We start from the raw sequence: 21,155 nt of genomic DNA on the forward strand, positions 1-21,155 counted from the left end.
AAAGAAGAGCGAATAAACATATGATTATAATGATAGATAACCACGATTCTTTTACATATAACATTGTCGAGTATATTAATATACTGACGAAAAATGAACAAATAAAAATATTGAAATCTGAAGAGGTTACGTGTGATGTTGTACGTGCAATCAATCCAGATGCGATGATCATTTCACCTGGCCCTGGTCACCCTGATGATTATGTACAGCTAAAGGCATTTCTTCAATCAACTTATACAGAAATACCCATATTAGGTGTATGTCTCGGTTTCCAATTATTGATATCTACTTTTGGTGGCAAAGTCGTAAAAGGTCCACGTCCTGTTCATGGGCACACAGCAACAATTAAACATGATGGGAAAGGTATTTTTGAAGGATTGCCTGAATCATTTGAAGTGGCAAGATATCATTCTTTAATAGCTGACAAACACTATATACCTGAAGGGTTTAAGGTTTCAGCATGGTTAGAAGAAGGTATTCCTATGGCTATAAGACATCAACATTTACCAATTGAAGCGATTCAGTATCATCCGGAAGCTATATTAAGCGAATATGGATTAGAACAAATTGCGAATTTCTTAGTAAAGGCAGGTGTAGAGATTGAAGACACATATACAATTTAAGTATATTTCAGACACTCAAGTAGAAGAGAAATTAAATTATAAATTTGAGAATCCTAGTGTGATTAAATATGCGAGAACGATTGAAGAAGTACCAGAGCTTGTGCATGAAGCAGAGCGCTATCAAAATCAAGGATACTATGTTGTCATGACTTTACCATATGAAAGCGCAGCTGCTTTTGATTCGACGTTAAATGTGTATAAAGCGTCAAATCATTATGGAAGTATTCAAGTATTCGACCAACCCGTCTCAGACTTTAATGATAAAACGCAATATACATATATAAATGAACATATTGAATGGCGAAGAACAAATTCAGATGAACGTTTAGCAAACAATATACATGCAATTCAAGATGAAATTAGACTAGGAAATACGTATCAAGTTAATTATACGACACAACTTGAATCAGAACCGATTCGTCATGGTTATGACTATTATCAATCACTCACAGAGGATGCTAATGGAGATTATCAAGCATATATTGAGCTTGAAGATGAAACGATTATATCCATTTCGCCAGAACTTTTCTTTCAATATGGTCCTTATCAACAAATGCCAAATACAGTATTAACGAAACCTATGAAAGGTACAATTTCGAGAGGAAATCATAAAGCAGAAGATCAAGCCAATTATGAACAACTTAAGCATTCTCAAAAAGACAGAGCAGAAAACGTTATGATTGTAGATTTACTTAGAAATGATTTAAGTAAAATTTCTGAAGTTGGTACGGTTAATGCCATTGATTTATTTAAAATCGAACCTTATCAAACGGTATATCAAATGACCAGTACGATTCGAAGTCAATTGAAAGCACAACAATCATTATTTAATCTACTTCAAGCGCTGTTCCCATGTGGCTCGATAACAGGTGCCCCAAAAGAATCAACGATGGCCATTATCAAACGACTAGAGAATAGACCAAGAGGCATATATTGTGGAACGATAGGTTTGTTGTTACCTGATAACAGAATGATTTTTAATGTTCCAATCAGAACGATACATTCAAATTCAGAAAGAGCAGTTTATGGCGTTGGAGCTGGTATCACAATAGATTCAAATGCTAAAGCTGAAATTGAGGAATTCAAAATGAAATCTAAAATATTAGAAAGCAGACATGTAAATCTTATTGAAACGATGAGATTAGAAAATGGAATAGTTCGAAGACGTCACGAACATACGCACAGAATTTCTACAAGTGCTAAAGCGTTAAATATTCGATTTAATAAAGACGAATGGGATACTATACTTAATGACATGGTTAATACTTATGTAGATGGCACATATAAATTAAGAGTTGAATTAAATTCGGACGGTACATTTAATGTTGATGCTTCACCAATAGTTGATTCATCTCAGCCTTTAACCGCTCAGTTGTTACCGAGTACACCAGTTTCTTCTATTTATACGGTACACAAAACAACTGAACGTCAGCATTTTCAACATAATCATGATACAGATGTCATATTGTATTATAATGAAGAAAATGAAATAACAGAATTTGATATTGGTAATGTCGTTGTTAAAATAGGTGATGCATATATCACGCCTCCATATCATGGGCAATTTTTAAACGGTTGTATGAGGCAAGCATTATTAAAAGATAACCTCATTGTAGAAAAAAATATAACTGTGGAAAAGTTAATCAATGATATCGAAAGTTCAAATAGTGAAATCTACATGATTAATAGTTTGCGAGAATGGACTAAAATAGATTTAAAATTATGATGGTAATATAAAGATACAAATAGTAAAATAGTAAACATCATATAAGGACGGGTGAAAATAGATGTTCTTAACATTATTATATTTAGTAATAGTGATTGTTATTGTATTTTACTTAAAGCGCATCGTTTTAAGTGAATTGAGAAAAGAGAAAAATAAGCAAAGTTTTGCGTATTTATATATTGGATTTGCCGTTGCAATTATTTTTGTAGGCTTATTTGTCAATCAATTAACACATGTATTTATTGATTTAACAGATGTATTTTATCGTAAATAATGATGCTTTATATATAGCAGAATAGAATGAGGTGTCTTAAATGCGCATATATCCTAAGGGCGATTCTGCATTAACTGTAATGAGCGATCGTGAACCTTCGAGACAGCTAACGCATGAAATTAATGAATTTAGATTAGAAATATTGAGTCAAGATATGCCTTTTATAGATGAGGTTATACCTAGTGAAAATAGTTTAATGGTTGTGTATCATCCATATAGCATGATGATGAACTATAATATCAATGAGCCATTTAAATATATGACTGAATTTGTAGAACGTATTATTTATCAGAAAAAACAAGACATTAATGATCGAGAAGTTACAAAGGAATCGATTATGATAGATGTCGTTGTAGGTGGCGAATACGGTCCGGATTTCGATACGTTAACGGACTTGTCTGAAGAAGAACAAAGACAAGTGTTAGAATCTAGAACGTATTTTGTTTCAATGATAGGACATACTCCAGGATGTCCTTATTTATCTGGTTTAAATCATCGATTGCATTCAGGTAATGCACAGTTCAAACAATTTATCCCTAAAGGATCATTGTGTATCGAAAGAGATAAATTATTTATTACGACAACTAATACAAGTGGTGAATGGCCAGTCATTGGTTGGACGAATGTTGAAATATACAATAGACAAAATAATATTTGTAAGCTTAATTTTGGTGATGATATCATCTTAAATATTGTAGATCAACTACAAATCAAGGATGGAGGGTATAAGCCATGTCATTAATTATTCGAGAAGCTGGACTATACTCTTCGATTCAAGATTTAGGAAGGCAAAAACAACAACATATTGGCATTGTTAAAAATGGTTCAATCGACCAATTAAACCATAGACTCGCTAATATGCTTGTAGGTAATGAAGAAGGCGAAGCTTTAATTGAAATGACGATTAAGTTACCGTCTATCCAATTTACAGAACCGACTTTAATCGCATTTACGGGAGCTAACTTCCCAGCATATGTAGATGGTAAGAAAATAGCACCATATAAAATTCATTTAATGGACAAAGGTGAAGTATTAAAATTCGGTGAAGCTGCAAAAGGTACGAGAGGTTATTTAGCAATTGCAGGTGGTATTGTTGCTGAAGAATGGTTAGGTTCAAAATCTACGAGTATCCGTTTAGAAATGGGTGGCTTCCACGGTCGTACTTTACAAGCAGGCGACGAAATTGAAATGTGCCGTAATTACACACCTTTACAAAAAAAGCTATTTGAAAACCTAGAAGATAGCAAAACAGCTTCATGGGGTGTTGACCAATATACATTAGCGTTAAATTATTTAACAGATATATTCCATGTTATATCGGGAGAAGGTATGACGCACTTTAATGAAGCGGAAATCAAACATCTTGAGAGTCAAGTTTATAAAGTATCTAATCGCTTTAATCGAACAGGATTAACATTAGAAGGGAACTCCGTTATTAATCGTAGAATTGTCGATCAGTCATTTTTAAGTGTTAAAAAAGGAACAGTTCTATTAAATGAAGGGAATCAACCGGTCGTAATGTTGAATGATCATCAATCATTATCGAGCTATCCTCAAATTGGAACAATTGCATCTTATCATATCGATAAATTAGCACAAAAAAAGCAAGGTTCAAAACTCATCTTTAAGAAATTAACAATACAAGAAGCGGAACGCAATATGAGAAAACATGCTCAATTCGTTAAGCAAATAAAAACCGGCATTAGATTTAAATTAAATGAAGAATTAAATAAATAATGTCCATGTGTGAATTGTGTCTATTGTGTGCACTTTTTACACATTTCTTATTTGTATTTTAGGTTTTTAGTTGAAATTTCTTGTAAAATAGTATAAATTATAATACTGTACATTAAATATTACAAGAATATTACAACTTTCAATAATATGTAATGAAATAATAATGAAAATTGATATGAGTTGAGATACGGAGGAACAGTATGAAAACTAAAAATAGGAAGATAGGCGTCTTTACTTTCTTCTTGCTAACGATTTTAGCAATTTCACTAAAGACTTATTTTGCCTATTATGTAGATTTGTCACTCGGGGTTAAGGGACTCGTACAGAATTTCATTTTATTAATGAACCCATACAGCTTGATTGCGTTAATATTGAGCGTATTCTTATTCTTTAAGGGAAGAAAGTCGTTCTGGTTTATTTTTATCGCTGGATTTGTATTAACGTTCTTACTATATGCGAACGTCGTGTACTTTAGATTCTTTTCAGATTTCTTAACATTTAGTACTTTGAATCAAGTAAGTAACGTAGAATCAATGTCTGGTGCAGTATATAGTTCATTCTCTTGGTACGATTTTATCTATTTCACAGATACGATTATTTTCTTATTTGTGTTGATCTTTAAGAGAAATAATTTATCAGTTAAAGCATTTCCTAAGAAATTTGTCCCAGTTGTTATGGGTGTAGCTGTCGCACTATTTTTCTTAAACTTAGCGTTTGCTGAGTCAGATAGACCAGAATTATTAACACGTACATTTGACCATAAATATTTAGTTAAATATTTAGGACCTTATAACTTTACGGTTTACGACGGGGTTAAAACGATTCAAAATAATTCACAAAAAGCATTAGCTAGTGAAGATGATTTAACACAAGTTAAAAATTATACAAAACAGAAGTATCAAGAACCTAATAAAGAAACATTCGGTATTGCTAAAGGCAAGAACGTTATTAAAATTCACTTAGAAAGTTTCCAATCTTTCTTAATTAACTTCAAAGTTAATGGTGAAGAAGTAACCCCTTATTTAAACTCTTTAGCTAAAGGTGATAAAGGTTACAAATACTATCCAAACTTCTTCCATCAAACAGGACAAGGTAAAACAGCCGATTCAGAATTAACGATGGATAATAGTATTTTCGGTTTACCACAAGGTTCAGCATTCTCATTAAAAGGTGACAACACTTATCAATCACTACCAGCAATTTTAAGTCAACAAGGCGGCTATGAAACATCAGTTATGCATGGTGATTACAAAACATTCTGGAACAGAGATCAAGTGTACAAGCATTTTGGTGTAGATAAGTTCTATGATGCAACTTATTATGATATGCAACAAAAAAATCTTGAAAACTTAGGCTTAAAAGATGAAGTATTCTTTGATGAATCTATTGCACATCTAAAAGAACAAAAACAACCATTCTATTCTCATTTAATTACGTTGACTAACCATTACCCATTCACATTGAGTGAAGAAGACGCAACGATAGAGAAACCAGATACAGGTAGTGCAACATTAGATGGATACATTCAAACAGCTCGTTATTTAGATGAATCATTAGAAAAATTCATGACAGAACTTAAAAAAGAAGGTTTATATGATGATTCAGTAATCATCATTTACGGAGACCACTATGGTATTTCTGAGAACCATAATAAAGCAATGGCTAATTTACTTGGTGAAGATGAAATCACACCAGCTAAATTCATGGACTTAAACAGAACACCATTCTTTATGAAAGTACCAGGTCTTAAAGGTGGCGTCGATGAAACATACGGTGGCCAAACAGATGTAATGCCTACACTATTAGACGTATTAGGTATTAAATCAAACAACTACATTATGTTTGGTACAGACTTATTAGCTAAAGGACACGATCAAACAGTTGTATTTAGAAATGGTGACTTTATAACGCCAGAATATAAATCAATCGGTAGCACAGTGTACGACAATAAGACTAATAAACCTATGAAGACGAAACCTAAAGATTTAGAAGAGAAGAAAAATAACGTCGAAAAAGAACTCGAATTATCAGACCGGTTATTACATGGAGACTTATTCAGATTCTATGATAACCCTGACTTCAAGAAAGTTAAGCCATCAAACTATGAATACAAATCCGGTAACGGCTATCAAGAAAAATAATTATGAGTAGATGAGTACCACAAAATCATATGATTTTGTGGTACTTTTTTGTGTTGAAATGGGGGTTGTGAGGTGGTTACTATGAGATGTATGTGATATAGGCGAGAAAGTATGATATAGGGTGGAGAAGTATGATTTAGTAGGAGATGTGAGTTAAAGAGGTGGTAAACTCACATCTTTTCAAAAATTATATGATTATTTAGGAATGAACACTTTTGATTAATTAAAAAACATCCAAGTCGTAGCTTAACTTCCTAATAAAGCCAAGAGTGATGTGAACCCAAATATTTGAACTAAACAAATCAAAATATTGGGGTGCATTCTAATGAGGAAAAAATATGAATTTAAATTCAAACTAAAACTTGTAAAAGAATATTTAGAAGGACATCAAAGTTATAGAACAATTGCTTTAAAATATGGTATTTCAAGTTGGTCTGTCCTTCGGATTTGGGTCAATCAATATAAAGAGTTTGGAGAAGAAGGTTTAGAAATAAAAAGTAGAAATACTGTTTATACTAGCGAATTTAAATTATCTGTTTTAAAATTTAGACAAGAAAATATGTTGTCTTATCAAGATACTGCGAATCACTTTAGAATTATTAATCCTATTATCATTGCCAATTGGCAACATCAATTTGATGAAAAGTGTCGTCTTGATATAGATAATAAACAAAAGGGACGATCTCACACTATGACTAAAAAACGATCTGAATCAGATAATAAAAATTTACCTTTAAATGAAAATGAACGTGAAGAACTTGAAAGACTTAGAAATGAAAATGAGACGTTAAAGGCAGGTATAGCTTATCAAAAAAAGTTACAAGCCTTGACCGACATTTACGGAAGCAAAAATCAGAAATAGTAAAGGTCATTAAGGAACTAAATGAAACATATAATATACGATTAAGTATCTTATTTAAAGTCGCTCAAATAGCTAAATCTGTATACTATTATTGGATAAATAAATTTAGTAAAGCTGATAAAGATGAAACATTGATTCAAGTAATAAAAGAAATATGTGAAGAATCAAACCATACCTATGGTTATCGTCGTGTTACACAAGCACTAAGAAATAGAGGTCTTATCGTAAATCATAAAAAAGTACTAAGAATTATGAAAGAACATAATCTAACTTGTACAAAGTTCACACATAGAGGTCGTAAGTATCGTTCCTTTAAAGGTAAAGTTGGTAAAGTAGCTCAAAATATATTAAATCGTAGATTTAAAACAAGTCTCCCATTTCAAAAAGTCGTAACAGATATTACAGAGTTCAAATTAATGAATGGTCAGAAATTATATTTATCACCTTTTATGGACTTATATAGTTCAGAGATTATCAGCTTTAAAATCTCAAGTCGTCCTACATTAGATATAGTCATCAATCCATTAAAAGAAATGATAAAGCGTCGTCCAAACCTAGATCATCGTTTAACGATTCATTCAGATCAAGGCTGGCATTATCAACATTCACAATACACTAGATTATTAAAAGACCATAAAATATTTCAGAGTATGTCTAGAAAAGGTAATTGTCTAGATAATTCAGTTATGGAAAACTTTTTTGGGTTACTTAAACAAGAAATGTATTATGGCCAAGAATTTAAAGATTTTCAGGACCTTGAACAAGCTATTCATCGATATATCGATTTTTATAATAACGAAAGAATCAAATCAAAATTAAAAGGCTTATCTCCCAAAAATTACAGGAGACAAACCTTTGAAATAATATACTAATTAAGGTTTAGATTTTTGGGTTCAGTACAGAGATGGTCCAAGTCGTAGCTTAACTTTCTAATAAAGCCAAGAGATAGCGCAAGTCGTAGCTTAACTCTAACTTAAGCCAAGACATTCCCGACATCGACATCCCCAAAATCTCCCAACATCAATATCCCGAATTCCCACATTCTACACATATCCCTCAACCACCAAATACTAACACATTAAACAATGAAAAAATCCCAATCGTCTGCACGATTGGGATTTTTATTCTATCTAACCTAAGGCGACGTCTAGTATCATCATTATTGTAAAGCCACCCATTAATCCTAATGTTGCTAAGTCAGTGTTGTTACCTGACTGTGATTCGGGGATGAGTTCTTCTACAACGACAAATATCATTGCGCCGGCTGCGAATGCTAATGCATATGGTAAAACTGGTGTCGCGATGACAACTAGTAATGCACCTAACATTGCAAATACAGGTTCAACTAAAGCTGAAGCTTGACCATAGTTAAATGACTTCCATCTTGATAAACCTGATGCACGGATTGGCATCGAGAGTGCTGCGCCTTCTGGAATATTTTGTATACCGATACCGATTGCTAAGCCGAGTGCGCCTAATAATGTTGCGCCTTCATTTCCAGTTGCAACACCACCGAAAGCAACACCGATAGCCATACCTTCAGGAATATTATGCAATGTAATCGCTAAAAATAGCAAAGTGTTTTTGCCTAATTTAGTATCTGGCCCTTCTACTTTTTGACTTTTATCAACTGCGTTTTGGTGTGCATGTGGTATGACAAAGTCTAAAAGTCTGATAAATAATCCACCTAGAAGAAAGCCGATTGCTGCTGGTAACCAAGGCATTGCTAAATGTGAACTTTGTTCTATAGAAGGTTGTAATAAAGACCAAAAACTAGCTGCAATCATGACGCCTGCAGCGAATCCTTGCATTGTATTGATAACTTTTGTGTCTATATTTTTGAACAAGTAAACGAACGATGCACCGAATGCTGTTAGCAGCCATGTGATGATACCTGCGAATAATGCTTGCAAGTATGGTGGAAGTTCTGTAAAAATCTGTTGCATAGTTTTTGCTCCTTCATATCTTTTGTGTGAAAAAAAGTGTATAATATATTAATTGAAAACTGAGAATACTAAAGGATGTTAATTCATGGAATCATATAAAATTGAAAAACTTAATAAGCAATATGGTGACAAAATTATATTTGATGATTTAGATTTATCCATTTCTTACAAAGAACGCATTGGTTTAGTTGGAATCAATGGAACAGGGAAAAGTACTTTGCTTAAAGTTATTGCAAATATTGATGATGATTATGATGCAAAGACATCTTATCCTAACCAATATCAAATTGCATATGCAAGCCAAAAGCCTGAACTTGATGAATCTTTAACAGTAATCGATGAAGTATTAAATAACGAAACTGAAATGACGAAAGTGATTTCTAAATACGAAAATGCTTTAAATCAATATCAACAGACTGGTGAATCTAAAGATTTAGATCTTATGATGAAATATCAATCTGATATGGATCGATTAAATGCATGGGATTACAGTGCAGACGTTAAAACTATTCTATCAAAACTAGGTATAAATGACTATCTTAAAAAAATGGCTACATTAAGCGGTGGACAGAAAAAAAGAGTTGCACTAGCAAAAGAATTAATACGTAAACCAGATTTATTATTATTAGATGAACCGACAAACCATTTAGACATTGAAGGAATTGAATGGCTTGTTAACTATATTAAACAATACCCCCACACAATCATGTTTGCTACACATGATCGTCATTTCTTAAATCAAGTTTCTACAAGAATTGTTGAACTTTCAAATGGTAAACTCACAAGTTATCCAGGTAATTATGAAGCGTATATTGAAGCAAGAGCTGAAAAAGAAGAAATTGAAGCACAACAACATGTTAAAAAGAAAGCGCTGTATAAACAAGAATTGCATTGGATGAGACAAGGTGCTAAAGCTAGATCAACAAAACAACAAGCGAGAATCCAAAGATTTAATACGTTAGAAGAAGATTTATCAAACAGAAAAACACAAGGTGAAGCAAGTTTGAATTTAGCGCATTCACGCCTTGGTAAACAAGTATTTGAGTTAGACGATATTTCTAAATCTGTCGGAGATAGAAAGTTATTTGAACACTTTACAACAATTATTCAAAAAGGCGATAGAATTGGTATTGTTGGAGAAAATGGTGCAGGTAAAACAACATTACTCAATATTATTAGTGGATTAGATCAAACTTTTGAAGGTAATCTCATTACTGGTCAAACTGTAAAAATTGCTTATTTTAAACAGCAAGATGAAAGTTTAACTTCAGATAAGAGAATGATTGATTATCTAAGAGAAGAAAGTGAAGTTGCTAAAGAAAAAGATGGCACAGTTGTATCTGTTACGCAGTTGTTAGAAAGATTTCTATTCCCAAGTCAGACGCATGGCACTCAAATTAATAAATTATCAGGTGGAGAACAAAAACGTTTATATTTATTAAAACTATTAGTTCACGAACCGAATGTATTAATTCTTGATGAGCCTACAAACGATTTAGATACTGAAACTTTAACAATATTAGAAGCTTATATTAATGAGTTCGGTGGAACGGTTATAACGGTAAGTCATGATAGATACTTCTTAAATAAAGTGGCCAATAAATACTGGTATATCCATGATCAACAAATTGAACCTATGTTAGGTACATTTGAAGATTATTTAGAATATAAAAGAGCGCTTGAGAAAAAAGCAACACAACAACATAAAGAAGTTCAAAAAACAGAAACGAAGCCTAAGACTTCTGCAAGATTATCGTTCAAAGAAAAGCGTGAACTAGAACAACTCGAGAAAAATATCGAATATATAGAAACAAGATTAGAAGAAATTGACCAAGAAATGGTTGAACATGCAACAAATTATGAAAAATTAAATGAACTCGCAAATGAAAAGACATCAATTGAAACGCAATATGAAGAAGATTATATGCGTTGGTCATCCTTATCAGACAGATTATAAGCGTATAGAGGTGTATATATAGATGCAAAATATTTTAAAAGAGTATTTCGGATATCAACAATTTAGAGATGGACAGAAAGAAATTATTGATAAAGTTATTGATCATCGTCCCACTTTAGGTGTTATGCCAACAGGTGGCGGTAAATCGATTTGTTATCAAGTACCAGGTCTATATTTAGATGGATTAACGATTGTAATTAGTCCATTGATTTCATTAATGAAAGACCAAGTTGATAGCTTGAGATCGATGGGAATCAAAGCTGAATTTTTAAACAGTACTTTAACAGCCAAAGAGAAAAAAAGAGTAGAGAATGAACTTGTCTCAGGACAGTTGAAATTTCTATATATTGCACCTGAAAGATTTAATCAACCGCAGTTTATACAAATGTTGAACAAATGTAATGTACAGCTCATCGCATTTGATGAAGCACATTGTATTTCGAAGTGGGGACATGATTTTAGACCAAGTTATCAAGAAGTGATTACACATGTTATGAGCTTGCCTCATCATTTTAGATTGGTGGCATTAACAGCAACAGCTACTAAGGAAGTACAAGAAGATATCTCTCAAAAATTAGGAATTGCTGAAAGTGATATTGTTGAAACGTCTATTAAACGTGAAAACTTAACATTTAAAGTGAACAATACATATCAGAGACTTAATTTTGTTAAAGATTATGTGAAGAAAAATATTCATCAATCAGGGATTATTTATTGTTCTACTAGAAAACAAGTCGAACAATTAAGTGAAACATTTGATGATTTAGAAATTAAGAATGTGATGTATCATGCAGGCTTACCAAAAGATGAAAGAGAACGTGCGCAACGTAAATTTATTGAAGATGATATCAAATTAGCAATCGCAACAAATGCTTTTGGTATGGGTATTGATAAATCAAATGTTAGATTCGTGATTCATTATAATATGCCGCAAGATATCGAATCATATTATCAAGAGGCTGGTCGTGCTGGTCGTGATCAGTTAGACAGTGAATGTATCTTATTATTCTCAGACCGTGATATAGACCTTCAAAAATTCTTCATTTCTTCAAGTTCTGCAGATGATGAATATAAAGAAAAGCAAGGCGAAAAGCTTCGACAAATGATTCAATATACGAAGACGACTAAATGTTTAGAAGCGATGATGATTCATTACTTTAATCCTGATGAAAAATTAGAAGAGTGTGGCAGATGCTCTAGTTGTTTACAATCAGAAAAATCCTATAACATGACAACTGAAGCACAAAAAATATTAAGTTGTATCGCAAGGTTAAAACAAAAAGAAAAACGTAATATGATCATACAAGTATTAAGAGGCGAACAAACACCTCAAATAACAGCTTTAGGATATGATGAACTCAGTACTTATGGCATTTTAAAAGATTATACGACGAATGAATGTCATCATTTACTAGATGAATTACGTTATAAAGGCTATTTAAATGAACATAAAGAAATATTAAGTGTTGATCAAGAAGCTATGGATGTATTGCGTGGAAAAGTTGAAATTATGACAACACCATTTAAATCTAAGCCGAAAGAAATCGTTGATATCCAAACAATTACAGATGTTGATAGATCTTTATTTGATCGATTAATAGAAGTTAGAAAAGATTTAAGTAAAGAATTAGAAGTTTCACCACTTTCTATTTTCTCTGACCAAATTTTAGAGCAATTTGCTAAAAGATTACCTGAATCTAAAAAAGAAATGATTTTAATAGATGGTATTGGTAGTTATAAATTGAAACACTATTGTCCGATATTTATTGAAACTATTAAAAATTATAAACAACCCATTTAAGAAGAATAGGCATTTTATTGTGAAATTAGGGTAAATAATATAGAAGAAATTCTAGCACTGATAAAAAAGAGGAATGTGGTGTCTATTAATGATTAAGTTTGAAGCTGTTTCAAAGATATACGGGGATAAGAAAGCAGTAGATAATGTAAGTTTTAATATTAATGAAGGTGAATTTTTTGTACTGATAGGACCTTCTGGATGTGGGAAGACTACAACACTTAAAATGATTAACAGGCTAATACCTTTATCAGAAGGATTTATATATTTTAACGATAAACCAATAAGTGATTATGATGTTGCGGAGATGCGATGGGATATTGGATATGTACTCCAACAAATTGCACTATTCCCGCATATGACGATTAAAGAAAATATCGCGCAAGTACCAGAGATGAAGAAATGGAAAAAGAAAGATATTACTAATAGAGTAGATGAATTGCTCACTATGGTTGGTTTAGATCCTGAAACATATCGAGATAGATATCCAAGTGAGTTATCTGGTGGCCAACAACAACGTATTGGCGTTATTCGAGCACTTGCTTCCGATCCGCCTGTTGTTTTAATGGATGAACCATTTAGTGCACTAGATCCCATTAGTAGAAAGAATCTACAAGATGATTTACTTGAACTTCAATCGCAAATTAAAAAAACAATCGTCTTTGTAACGCATGATATTGAAGAAGCGATGAAAATGGGAGACCGTATTTGTTTATTGAATCAAGGATATGTGGAGCAAATTGGAACGACAGAAGACTTTATTCATCGACCTAAGAATGATTTCGTAAAATCATTTATTGGTAATGTGGATGCGCATGTATTGAAGCAAGTGAAGCTCGGTGATATTGCGCAACCAATTTCAGACGTAAATACACAATCTATTGATCAATATCCTAAAGTATCACCAGATCAAACAATTGACGATATATATGGATTATTAGCAGAACACGAAGCAATTGTGATGGATTCAGAAAATGCAGCACCAAGTCATATTGTGACTAGACAATATGTGTTTAGTTATTTAGCTGAAAAGAATAGAGGTGTTTCTTCATGAATGCCTTAATCGAAACACTTTCAAGCCGTAAAGGGCAACTTTTAGAAACGTTAATTGAACATATTCAATTATCATTTATTGCACTTTTAATCGCAGTCGTTATCGCAGTTCCGTTAGGTATATTACTGACGAAGACTAAAAAGCTAGCCGAAGTTATTATTAACATCACAGCTGTATTGCAAACAATACCATCTCTTGCTTTACTAGGTTTAATGATTCCGCTATTTGGTATAGGGCGTATACCGGCAATTATTGCACTTGTTATATACGCGTTATTACCGATATTAAGGAATACATATACCGGTATTAAAGAAGTAGACCCTTCATTGATTGAAGCGGCACGTGGTATAGGTATGAAGACTGGTAGAAGATTGTCTAAAGTTGAGTTACCACTTGCAATGCCAGTTATGATGGCTGGTATTCGAACAGCTATGGTATTAATTATTGGTACAGCAACATTAGCAGCTTTAATAGGTGCTGGTGGTCTAGGGGATTTAATATTATTAGGTATTGATCGAAATAATACATCTCTTATATTACTAGGTGCGATTCCTGCAGCTATTTTAGCGATTTTCTTTGATGTATTTTTAAGAATTTTAGAAAGAATTTCATACAAAAAATCTTTAATTATTCTTGGAACAATATTAGTTATATTCTTATTATCTGTGACGATTCCTTTATTTGCTCAAAAAGGTGATAAAATGACTTTAGCAGGTAAGTTAGGATCTGAACCAGAAGTTATCACAAATATGTATAAGATTTTAATTGAAGAAGAAACAGACAACACTGTTGAAGTTAAAGCAGGTATGGGTAAGACTTCCTTCCTATTTAATGCATTAAAGTCTGACGAAATAGATGGATATTTAGAATTCACAGGTACAGTCCTTGGTGAATTAACGAAAGAAACACCTAAATCAACAACTGAGAAAGAAGTGTATAATCAAGCTAATAATAGTCTTGATAAAAAGTTTGATATGCAATTGCTCGAACCGATGAAATATAATAATACGTATGCTTTAGCAGTTAAAAAAGAATATGCTGAAAAACATAATATTAAAACTATTTCAGATTTAAGAAAAGTTGAAGATGAGATTCGACCTGGATTCACTTTAGAGTTTAATGACCGCGAAGATGGTTACAAAGGTATTCAAAAGAAATATGATTTAAACTTTAAAGATGTTAAAACAATGGAACCTAAATTAAGATATCAAGCGCTTGAAAGTAATGATATTGATTTAATTGATGCATATTCAACAGATGCTGAGCTTAAAGAATATGACATGGTTGTCTTAGAAGACGACAAAAAATTATTCCCACCATACCAAGGTGCACCACTTATGAAAAAAGAAACAATTAAAAAGCATCCAGATGTGGTGAAAGCTATGAATAAATTAAAAGGCAAAATATCTGATGAAGAAATGCAAGAAATGAATTATAGAGTTACAATCAAGGATGAAGATGCTTATCAAGTCGCGAAAGAATATTTACAGAAGAATGACTTGATTGATTAAATACCATTGATTTATGAAAATGATTAGGTCTATAATACTAATAAATTAACAAACGGTAAATTTCGGTTTACCGTTTTTATATTTCAACTTGGAGGTCTAAAAATGAAGCAACAATTAAGTGAATTACAAGCATACCAACCGGGGTTATCTCCGAGACAATTAAAAGAAAAGTACGGCATAGATGGAGACATGGTCAAACTTGCTTCAAATGAGAATTTATATGGTCCTTCACCAAATGTTAAAGAAGCAATCAAAGCTAATTTAGATGAATTATTCTTCTATCCAGAAGTGAAACAATTTGAAGTGAAAGAAACTTTAAGTACATTTCTCAATGTGAAGAAAGAACAAATATTCTTTGGTTCAGGTTTAGATGAAGTGATTATGATTATTTCAAGAGCAGTTCTTGAAAAAGATGATGAAATCTTAACGAGTGACATGACATTTGGACAGTATAGACATCATGCTATTATTGAAAGTGCCCAAGTTAAAACAACACCAATTAAAGATGGATATTTTGATTTAGATGCAATGTATGAACAAATTACAGATAAAACGAAACTGATTTGGATTTGTAATCCGAATAACCCAACAGGCACATATTTGTCTCATGATGCAATAGAAGCATTTATTCAAAAAGTACCAGATGATATTATCGTTTTAATAGATGAAGCATATATTGAATTTGCTGTTGCTGAAGATATGCCAAATAGCTTAGAATTGCTTTCAAAATATAATCAAGTCGTTGTCTTACGTACACTTTCTAAAGCGTATGGATTAGCAGCACAACGTATTGGTTATGCAATCGCGAATGAATCATTATTAGACCAATTAGATATTGTCAGATTACCATTCAATGTAACGTCACTTTCAGCTGTTGCAGCAGATGCTGCGATTAAAGATCAAGCTTACTTAAAAGACATTACAACAAAGAATCGTCATGAAATCCAAAAATTCTTAAATGCATCATTTAAAGAACATATTTACGATAGCCAAACGAACTTTATATACGTTAATACAGACGAACCTCAAGTATTATATGATTATTTAATTAAAGAAGGCTTTATTACAAGACCATTCCCAAATGGTGTGCGTATTACGATGGGCTTTAGTGAACATAACGATAAGATGATACAAGTATTAGAAGAATTCTTTAAAACACACAGTTCGTAATAAAGGAAAGACAATACGTTCTTTGGTATACTAGTAGACATTGATATATAAAGGAGAAGGTATAATGACGAAGCAAACAATTGGTATCGATATGGATGAAGTGCTAGCTGACACAATAAAAAAACTTTTAAGACGTTACAATGAAGAAACTTCTTCTAATGTTACTATAGAAGAACTTAAAGGTACTAAAATCCGTAATATGATGCCTGAACATCAAGGTATTTTGACAAGTATTTTAAGAGAAGATGGATTTTTTAGAGACTTAGAAGTATTTCCAAACGCTGTAGAAGTTGTACAGAAGTTAAATGAATACTATGACGTTTATATTGTTACAGCAGCGATGGACGTACCAACATCATTTGCTGATAAGTATGCTTGGCTAAGAGAACATATGCCATTCTTAGACCCTCAACACTTTGTATTTTGTGGAGATAAAGGTATCGTCAATACAGATTATTTAATTGATGATAATCCTAAACAACTAGAAAGCTTCAATAATCATTCTATTATGTATGCAGCAGATCATAATATTAATATTGATAAATGGCCAAAAGTTCAAAACTGGAAAGAAGTAGAAGCATATTTCTTAGGTGAAAACGGGGAATATAACAAACAAAAAGAATCTTTATCTGAATCATATAAATAAAGTAAAAGACTGGGACATAATGTAATGTCTCAGTCTTTTTTAATATCTTGGCAGTAGATGACTGAATTGAAATGCGCTTGTACCAAGCTTTTTCAACTCTAGTCATCCTTGCCGGGGCGGGACTACGAAATCTTTTTTTACAAATTAGATTTCTGTCCTGCTCCCTTCTTAATGTATGCCTTGCATAATTTTTTTAATTTTTGGTGTCATTGATAATACAATAAGCGAAACGACAATAGCGATTGCGCCGATTAAACCAAAGTAGTTCTGTTGACCTAATGGCTCAATCAATTTAACTAATTGTCCATTAATACCTTGTGCTGTTGCGTTCGTTAAGAACCAAAGACTAAGCATTTGTGCTGAAAAGGCTTTTGGTGCAAGTTTAACTGAAACACTTGATCCAGTAGGTGATAAACATAATTCCCCTATAACACAAAGGAAGAAGCTAAGTACTAACCAAATTGGATTCATCAGTTCTGCTTGTTGCATCATCATTGCAATCATCATAGCAATAAATGAAATACCAGCAAACGCTAATCCAATTACAAATTTAAGTGGTGTAGAAGGATTGTATTTACCTAATTTTTGCCACAAGAATGAAATAACTGGTGCAAATAGAACGATGAAGATAGGGTTAATAGATTGGAACCAACCTGCTGGTATCACGAAATTAATACCATATGCATTTAAATCTAATTGTGTATGTTCTTGTGCGAATACACCAAGTACGTTTGATCCTTGTTCTTGAATGCTCCAGAATAAAACAGAAGCTAAAAACAATGGTACATACGCAAGTAATCTTGATTTTTCTGTTTGATCTATATCAGGGCTTCTATACATAATTGTCCAGTAAACAAATGGTATAACGATACCGATAATTAAAACAATTAAACTGATTGAATTAAATGTAAGATGACCTGTTAAATATAAAATAGCTAAAAGAATAACAATACCGATTGCACTATATGTAAACATTTTAGCGTATTTAACTTTTTCTTTATGATTGAGTGGGTTAGAAGGATGATTTTCAACTTCCCCAAGACTTCTTTTTTGGAATAGAATGTATGCTACTAAAGCTAAAAGCATACCGAAAGCTGCGATTGAGAATCCTTGGTGGAAACCAACGCTTACACGTACTTTGTCGATAATAAGTGGTGATAATAAAGCACCCATATTAACTGACATATAAAAGATAACAAAACCTGCGTCTAATCTATTATCATTCTTAGGATATAAACCACCCACAACATTTGAAATGTTAGGTTTCATAAGTCCTGAACCTACAATGATTAATATCATAGAAATAAGAAATGCACCTAAACCAAACGGTAATGATAACACTAAATGACCTAGCATAATAAGTACTGCACCATACATTAATGATCTACGAGAGCCGAGTAATCTATCAGCTACCCAACCACCTAATATACCTGTCATAAATATTAATGAACCATACATGGCCATAATTTGTTGTGCTGTAATTTTATCTAAACCTAGTCCGCCTTGGCTGACAGTAAAGTATAAATAATACAGTAAAATTGCACGCATTCCATAATAACTAAAACGTTCCCAGAATTCTACAAAGAACAATATACCTAAGCCGCGAGGATGTCCAAAAAATCCATGTTGAGGGACAGTTTCAACCATTTCCTCTCGCGTCATTTTGCCCATAAAAAATCGCTTCCTTTCTAAACTTCCCCCGATTGTCAGGTAAGTTTAAAGAACATTTTAACCCTATATGTTAGTTAATTCAATAAAATTTTAATAAGTTCTAATATTGCGAATATTCTAAAATAATTAATATATCAATTATAAGTATTTTTACACATATTAGTTAATTGTGTAATAGGTATAGGGAGGGAGAGGATTTTTGTATGGGATCTTGGTGGTGTCGTTAGGGACAGAATTCCGAGAAATGTCTCTAAGCGAGCGCCTACCTAATTACCAGAATTCAGAATAATGGAAGATACAGCGTTCTAACTACCACTTAACTCCCACCAATCAAAACTTTCCTCATACTAAAAAAAGGCAAGGACAACTTTTGTTGTCCTTGCCTCGTAATTGGCTAGGTCTTATTTTACGCCGGCCATTAATGTTTTAATTTTTGGACTTGCTACAAGTAAGATGATTGAAATGATGATTGCGAATATACCTGAGTATAAGAAATAATCATTAGAACTAATACTTGTATAAATTTTTACCATTTGAGCATTCAAACCTTGAGCCATAGCGTTTGATAAGAACCAAACACTCATCATTTGAGCTGTGAATGCTTTTGGTGCTAATTTAGTCGTTGTTGATAATGCGATTGGTGATATACAAAGCTCACCTAATGTTACTAATAAGAAACTTAAGAATAACCAAACTGGGTTAATTAATGTTGATGCGTCTGATAATGGAACGACCATAATAATATATGAAAGTCCTGCTAAGAATACACCTATAGCAAATTTATAAACAGTAGGTGGGTTGAATTTACCTAATTTAACCCATAACACTGAGAACAATGGTGCTAAAATAATAATGAAGAATGGGTTAAGTGATTGGAACCAAGCTGCTGGTATATTAAAATCAATTGCGCCACCTGTTAATTTAGCCATGCTTAATTGTGTCTTAGTATCTGCAAATTGTGCTAATACTGTAGAACCTTGCTCTTGAATCATCCAGAATGCTACTGCTGCAATGAATAATGGTATATATGCATATACACGTGTACGTTCATAATCTTCAGTCTTTTTACTTAATGAAATTTTTACGAAATAGTAAATTGGTAGAGCAACACCAAGTATTGAAATAAAGTTTGCGAAATTAGGCAATGTTAATTGTCCGAATAGACTAAGGATGAAACAAACAATTGCGATAATTACAACAGTGATACCAACAATTTTGACCATTTTTTTCTTTTCAGAAGATGATAATGGATCGGGTACTTCGATACCTGCTAAACCTAAATATTTCTTGTTTGTGATGAAATAAATGATTAAACCTATGAACATACCAACTGCTGCTACTGCAAAACCAGCATGGAAGCCTACGTTTACTTGTAACCAACCGATTAATAATGGTGAAATTAAAGCACCTAAGTTGATTGACATGTAGAAAATAGTAAATGCTGAATCAATTCTTGGGTCATTCTTTTCATATAATAAACCTACTGTAGAAGAAATGTTTGGTTTCAATAATCCTGTACCAATAATTAAGAATAATAGTGCAATTAATAGCAATGTAAAATTATTTGGTAGTGATAATAAGATGTGACCAATCATGATGAGTATTCCACCGTAGAATAATGCATGACGTGTACCAGTAATTCTATCAGCAATCCATCCACCGATAACACCACTCATATAAATAAGTGCACCGTAGATAGAGACGATTTGTAGTGCTAAACCTTGATCAATACCAAAGCCGCCTTTTGCTACTGAATAGTAAATGTAGTAGGCAAGAATAGCCTTCATTCCATAATAACTAAATCTTTCCCAGAATTCGGTAAAGAATAATGTAGCCAAGCCTTTAGGATGACCAAAGAAACCTGTACGTGGTGTACTTTGGATAATTTCCTCGTTAGTATAATGTTTGTTACCCATTTTTTACTTCCCCTCATAATAAACTGTATTCAATTTTAGATATACTTAAAATTGGCACATGTTAAATTGTAAAGCTTTCGCAAAATAAACACAAGGTAAAGATTAACAATATTCATACAATAA

General features: G+C 32.5%; 17 protein-coding genes. 14 read left to right on the plus strand and 3 right to left on the minus strand.

All coding sequences use genetic code 11. From position 1 onward, the window contains the following. The first annotated feature begins 20 nt into the window (after positions 1-20). From MUA60_RS03370 to MUA60_RS03405, 8 genes are all read left to right on the plus strand, one after another. The gene (locus MUA60_RS03370; RefSeq protein WP_262649726.1) at positions 21-623 is read left to right on the plus strand and encodes an anthranilate synthase component II; all 603 of its coding nucleotides are present in this window, start codon (positions 21-23) and stop codon (positions 621-623) included. Further along, positions 601-2,349: a chorismate-binding protein gene (locus tag MUA60_RS03375; protein WP_262649727.1), complete on the plus strand. Its 1,749-nt coding sequence runs from the start codon at positions 601-603 to the stop codon at positions 2,347-2,349. Before MUA60_RS03370 ends, MUA60_RS03375 begins: the two co-directional genes overlap by 23 nt. A gap of 61 nt (positions 2,350-2,410) precedes the next feature. Beyond that, positions 2,411-2,623, plus strand: coding sequence for a hypothetical protein (locus MUA60_RS03380; protein WP_262649728.1), 213 nt, complete (start codon positions 2,411-2,413; stop codon positions 2,621-2,623). Positions 2,624-2,663: 40 nt separating this feature from the next. Further along, positions 2,664-3,365 carry a carboxyltransferase domain-containing protein gene (locus MUA60_RS03385; RefSeq protein ID WP_262649729.1) on the plus strand — a complete coding sequence of 234 codons (702 nt, stop codon included), beginning with the start codon at positions 2,664-2,666 and terminating at the stop codon, positions 3,363-3,365. Beyond that, the gene (locus MUA60_RS03390) at positions 3,356-4,360 is read left to right on the plus strand and encodes a 5-oxoprolinase subunit C family protein (RefSeq protein WP_262649730.1); all 1,005 of its coding nucleotides are present in this window, start codon (positions 3,356-3,358) and stop codon (positions 4,358-4,360) included. Before MUA60_RS03385 ends, MUA60_RS03390 begins: the two co-directional genes overlap by 10 nt. A 200-nt stretch (positions 4,361-4,560) precedes the next feature. After that, positions 4,561-6,501, plus strand: a complete 1,941-nt coding sequence (gene ltaS / locus MUA60_RS03395) for a polyglycerol-phosphate lipoteichoic acid synthase LtaS (protein WP_262649732.1) — start codon at positions 4,561-4,563, stop codon at positions 6,499-6,501. Between the two features lie 325 nt (positions 6,502-6,826). After that, the gene (locus MUA60_RS03400) at positions 6,827-7,363 is read left to right on the plus strand and encodes a transposase (protein ID WP_262647822.1); all 537 of its coding nucleotides are present in this window, start codon (positions 6,827-6,829) and stop codon (positions 7,361-7,363) included. Between the two features lie 8 nt (positions 7,364-7,371). Then, positions 7,372-8,235: an IS3 family transposase gene (locus tag MUA60_RS03405; protein ID WP_262650532.1), complete on the plus strand. Its 864-nt coding sequence runs from the start codon at positions 7,372-7,374 to the stop codon at positions 8,233-8,235. 258 nt (positions 8,236-8,493) lie between these two features. On the opposite strand, the gene MUA60_RS03410 is transcribed toward MUA60_RS03405, so the two are convergent. Then, complete coding sequence (locus MUA60_RS03410) at positions 8,494-9,309, minus strand: ZIP family metal transporter (RefSeq protein WP_262649734.1); 816 nt, start codon at positions 9,307-9,309, stop codon at positions 8,494-8,496. An 85-nt stretch (positions 9,310-9,394) separates the two neighbouring features. Here MUA60_RS03410 and MUA60_RS03415 point away from each other — a divergent pair, with 85 nt between their 5' ends. From MUA60_RS03415 to MUA60_RS03440, 6 genes are all read left to right on the plus strand, one after another. Next, positions 9,395-11,266, plus strand: a complete 1,872-nt coding sequence (locus MUA60_RS03415; RefSeq protein ID WP_262649735.1) for an ABC-F family ATP-binding cassette domain-containing protein — start codon at positions 9,395-9,397, stop codon at positions 11,264-11,266. A gap of 22 nt (positions 11,267-11,288) precedes the next feature. After that, positions 11,289-13,067, plus strand: coding sequence for a DNA helicase RecQ (gene recQ / locus MUA60_RS03420; RefSeq protein WP_262649736.1), 1,779 nt, complete (start codon positions 11,289-11,291; stop codon positions 13,065-13,067). An 88-nt stretch (positions 13,068-13,155) separates the two neighbouring features. Beyond that, positions 13,156-14,118 carry an ABC transporter ATP-binding protein gene (locus MUA60_RS03425; protein ID WP_262649737.1) on the plus strand — a complete coding sequence of 321 codons (963 nt, stop codon included), beginning with the start codon at positions 13,156-13,158 and terminating at the stop codon, positions 14,116-14,118. Continuing rightward, complete coding sequence (locus MUA60_RS03430) at positions 14,115-15,629, plus strand: ABC transporter permease/substrate-binding protein (protein ID WP_262649738.1); 1,515 nt, start codon at positions 14,115-14,117, stop codon at positions 15,627-15,629. The genes MUA60_RS03425 and MUA60_RS03430 overlap by 4 nt, the downstream gene beginning before the upstream one ends. 102 nt (positions 15,630-15,731) lie before the next feature. Further along, positions 15,732-16,799 (plus strand): histidinol-phosphate transaminase, encoded by a 1,068-nt coding sequence (gene hisC, locus MUA60_RS03435; RefSeq protein WP_262649739.1) that lies wholly within the window; start codon positions 15,732-15,734, stop codon positions 16,797-16,799. Positions 16,800-16,863: 64 nt separating this feature from the next. Next, positions 16,864-17,445, plus strand: a complete 582-nt coding sequence (locus MUA60_RS03440; protein ID WP_262649740.1) for a 5' nucleotidase, NT5C type — start codon at positions 16,864-16,866, stop codon at positions 17,443-17,445. A gap of 168 nt (positions 17,446-17,613) precedes the next feature. Here MUA60_RS03440 and MUA60_RS03445 read toward each other — a convergent pair whose 3' ends face one another. Both MUA60_RS03445 and MUA60_RS03450 read right to left on the minus strand, forming a co-directional pair. After that, positions 17,614-19,116: a peptide MFS transporter gene (locus MUA60_RS03445; RefSeq protein ID WP_262649741.1), complete on the minus strand. Its 1,503-nt coding sequence runs from the start codon at positions 19,114-19,116 to the stop codon at positions 17,614-17,616. A gap of 401 nt (positions 19,117-19,517) precedes the next feature. After that, entirely contained in the window at positions 19,518-21,032 is a 1,515-nt protein-coding gene (locus tag MUA60_RS03450; protein WP_262649742.1) for a peptide MFS transporter, read from the minus strand. Positions 21,033-21,155 lie beyond the last annotated feature (123 nt).

The organism is Mammaliicoccus sciuri, assembly GCF_025561425.1.
GTDB classification, from domain to species: Bacteria; Bacillota; Bacilli; order Staphylococcales; family Staphylococcaceae; genus Mammaliicoccus; species Mammaliicoccus sciuri_A.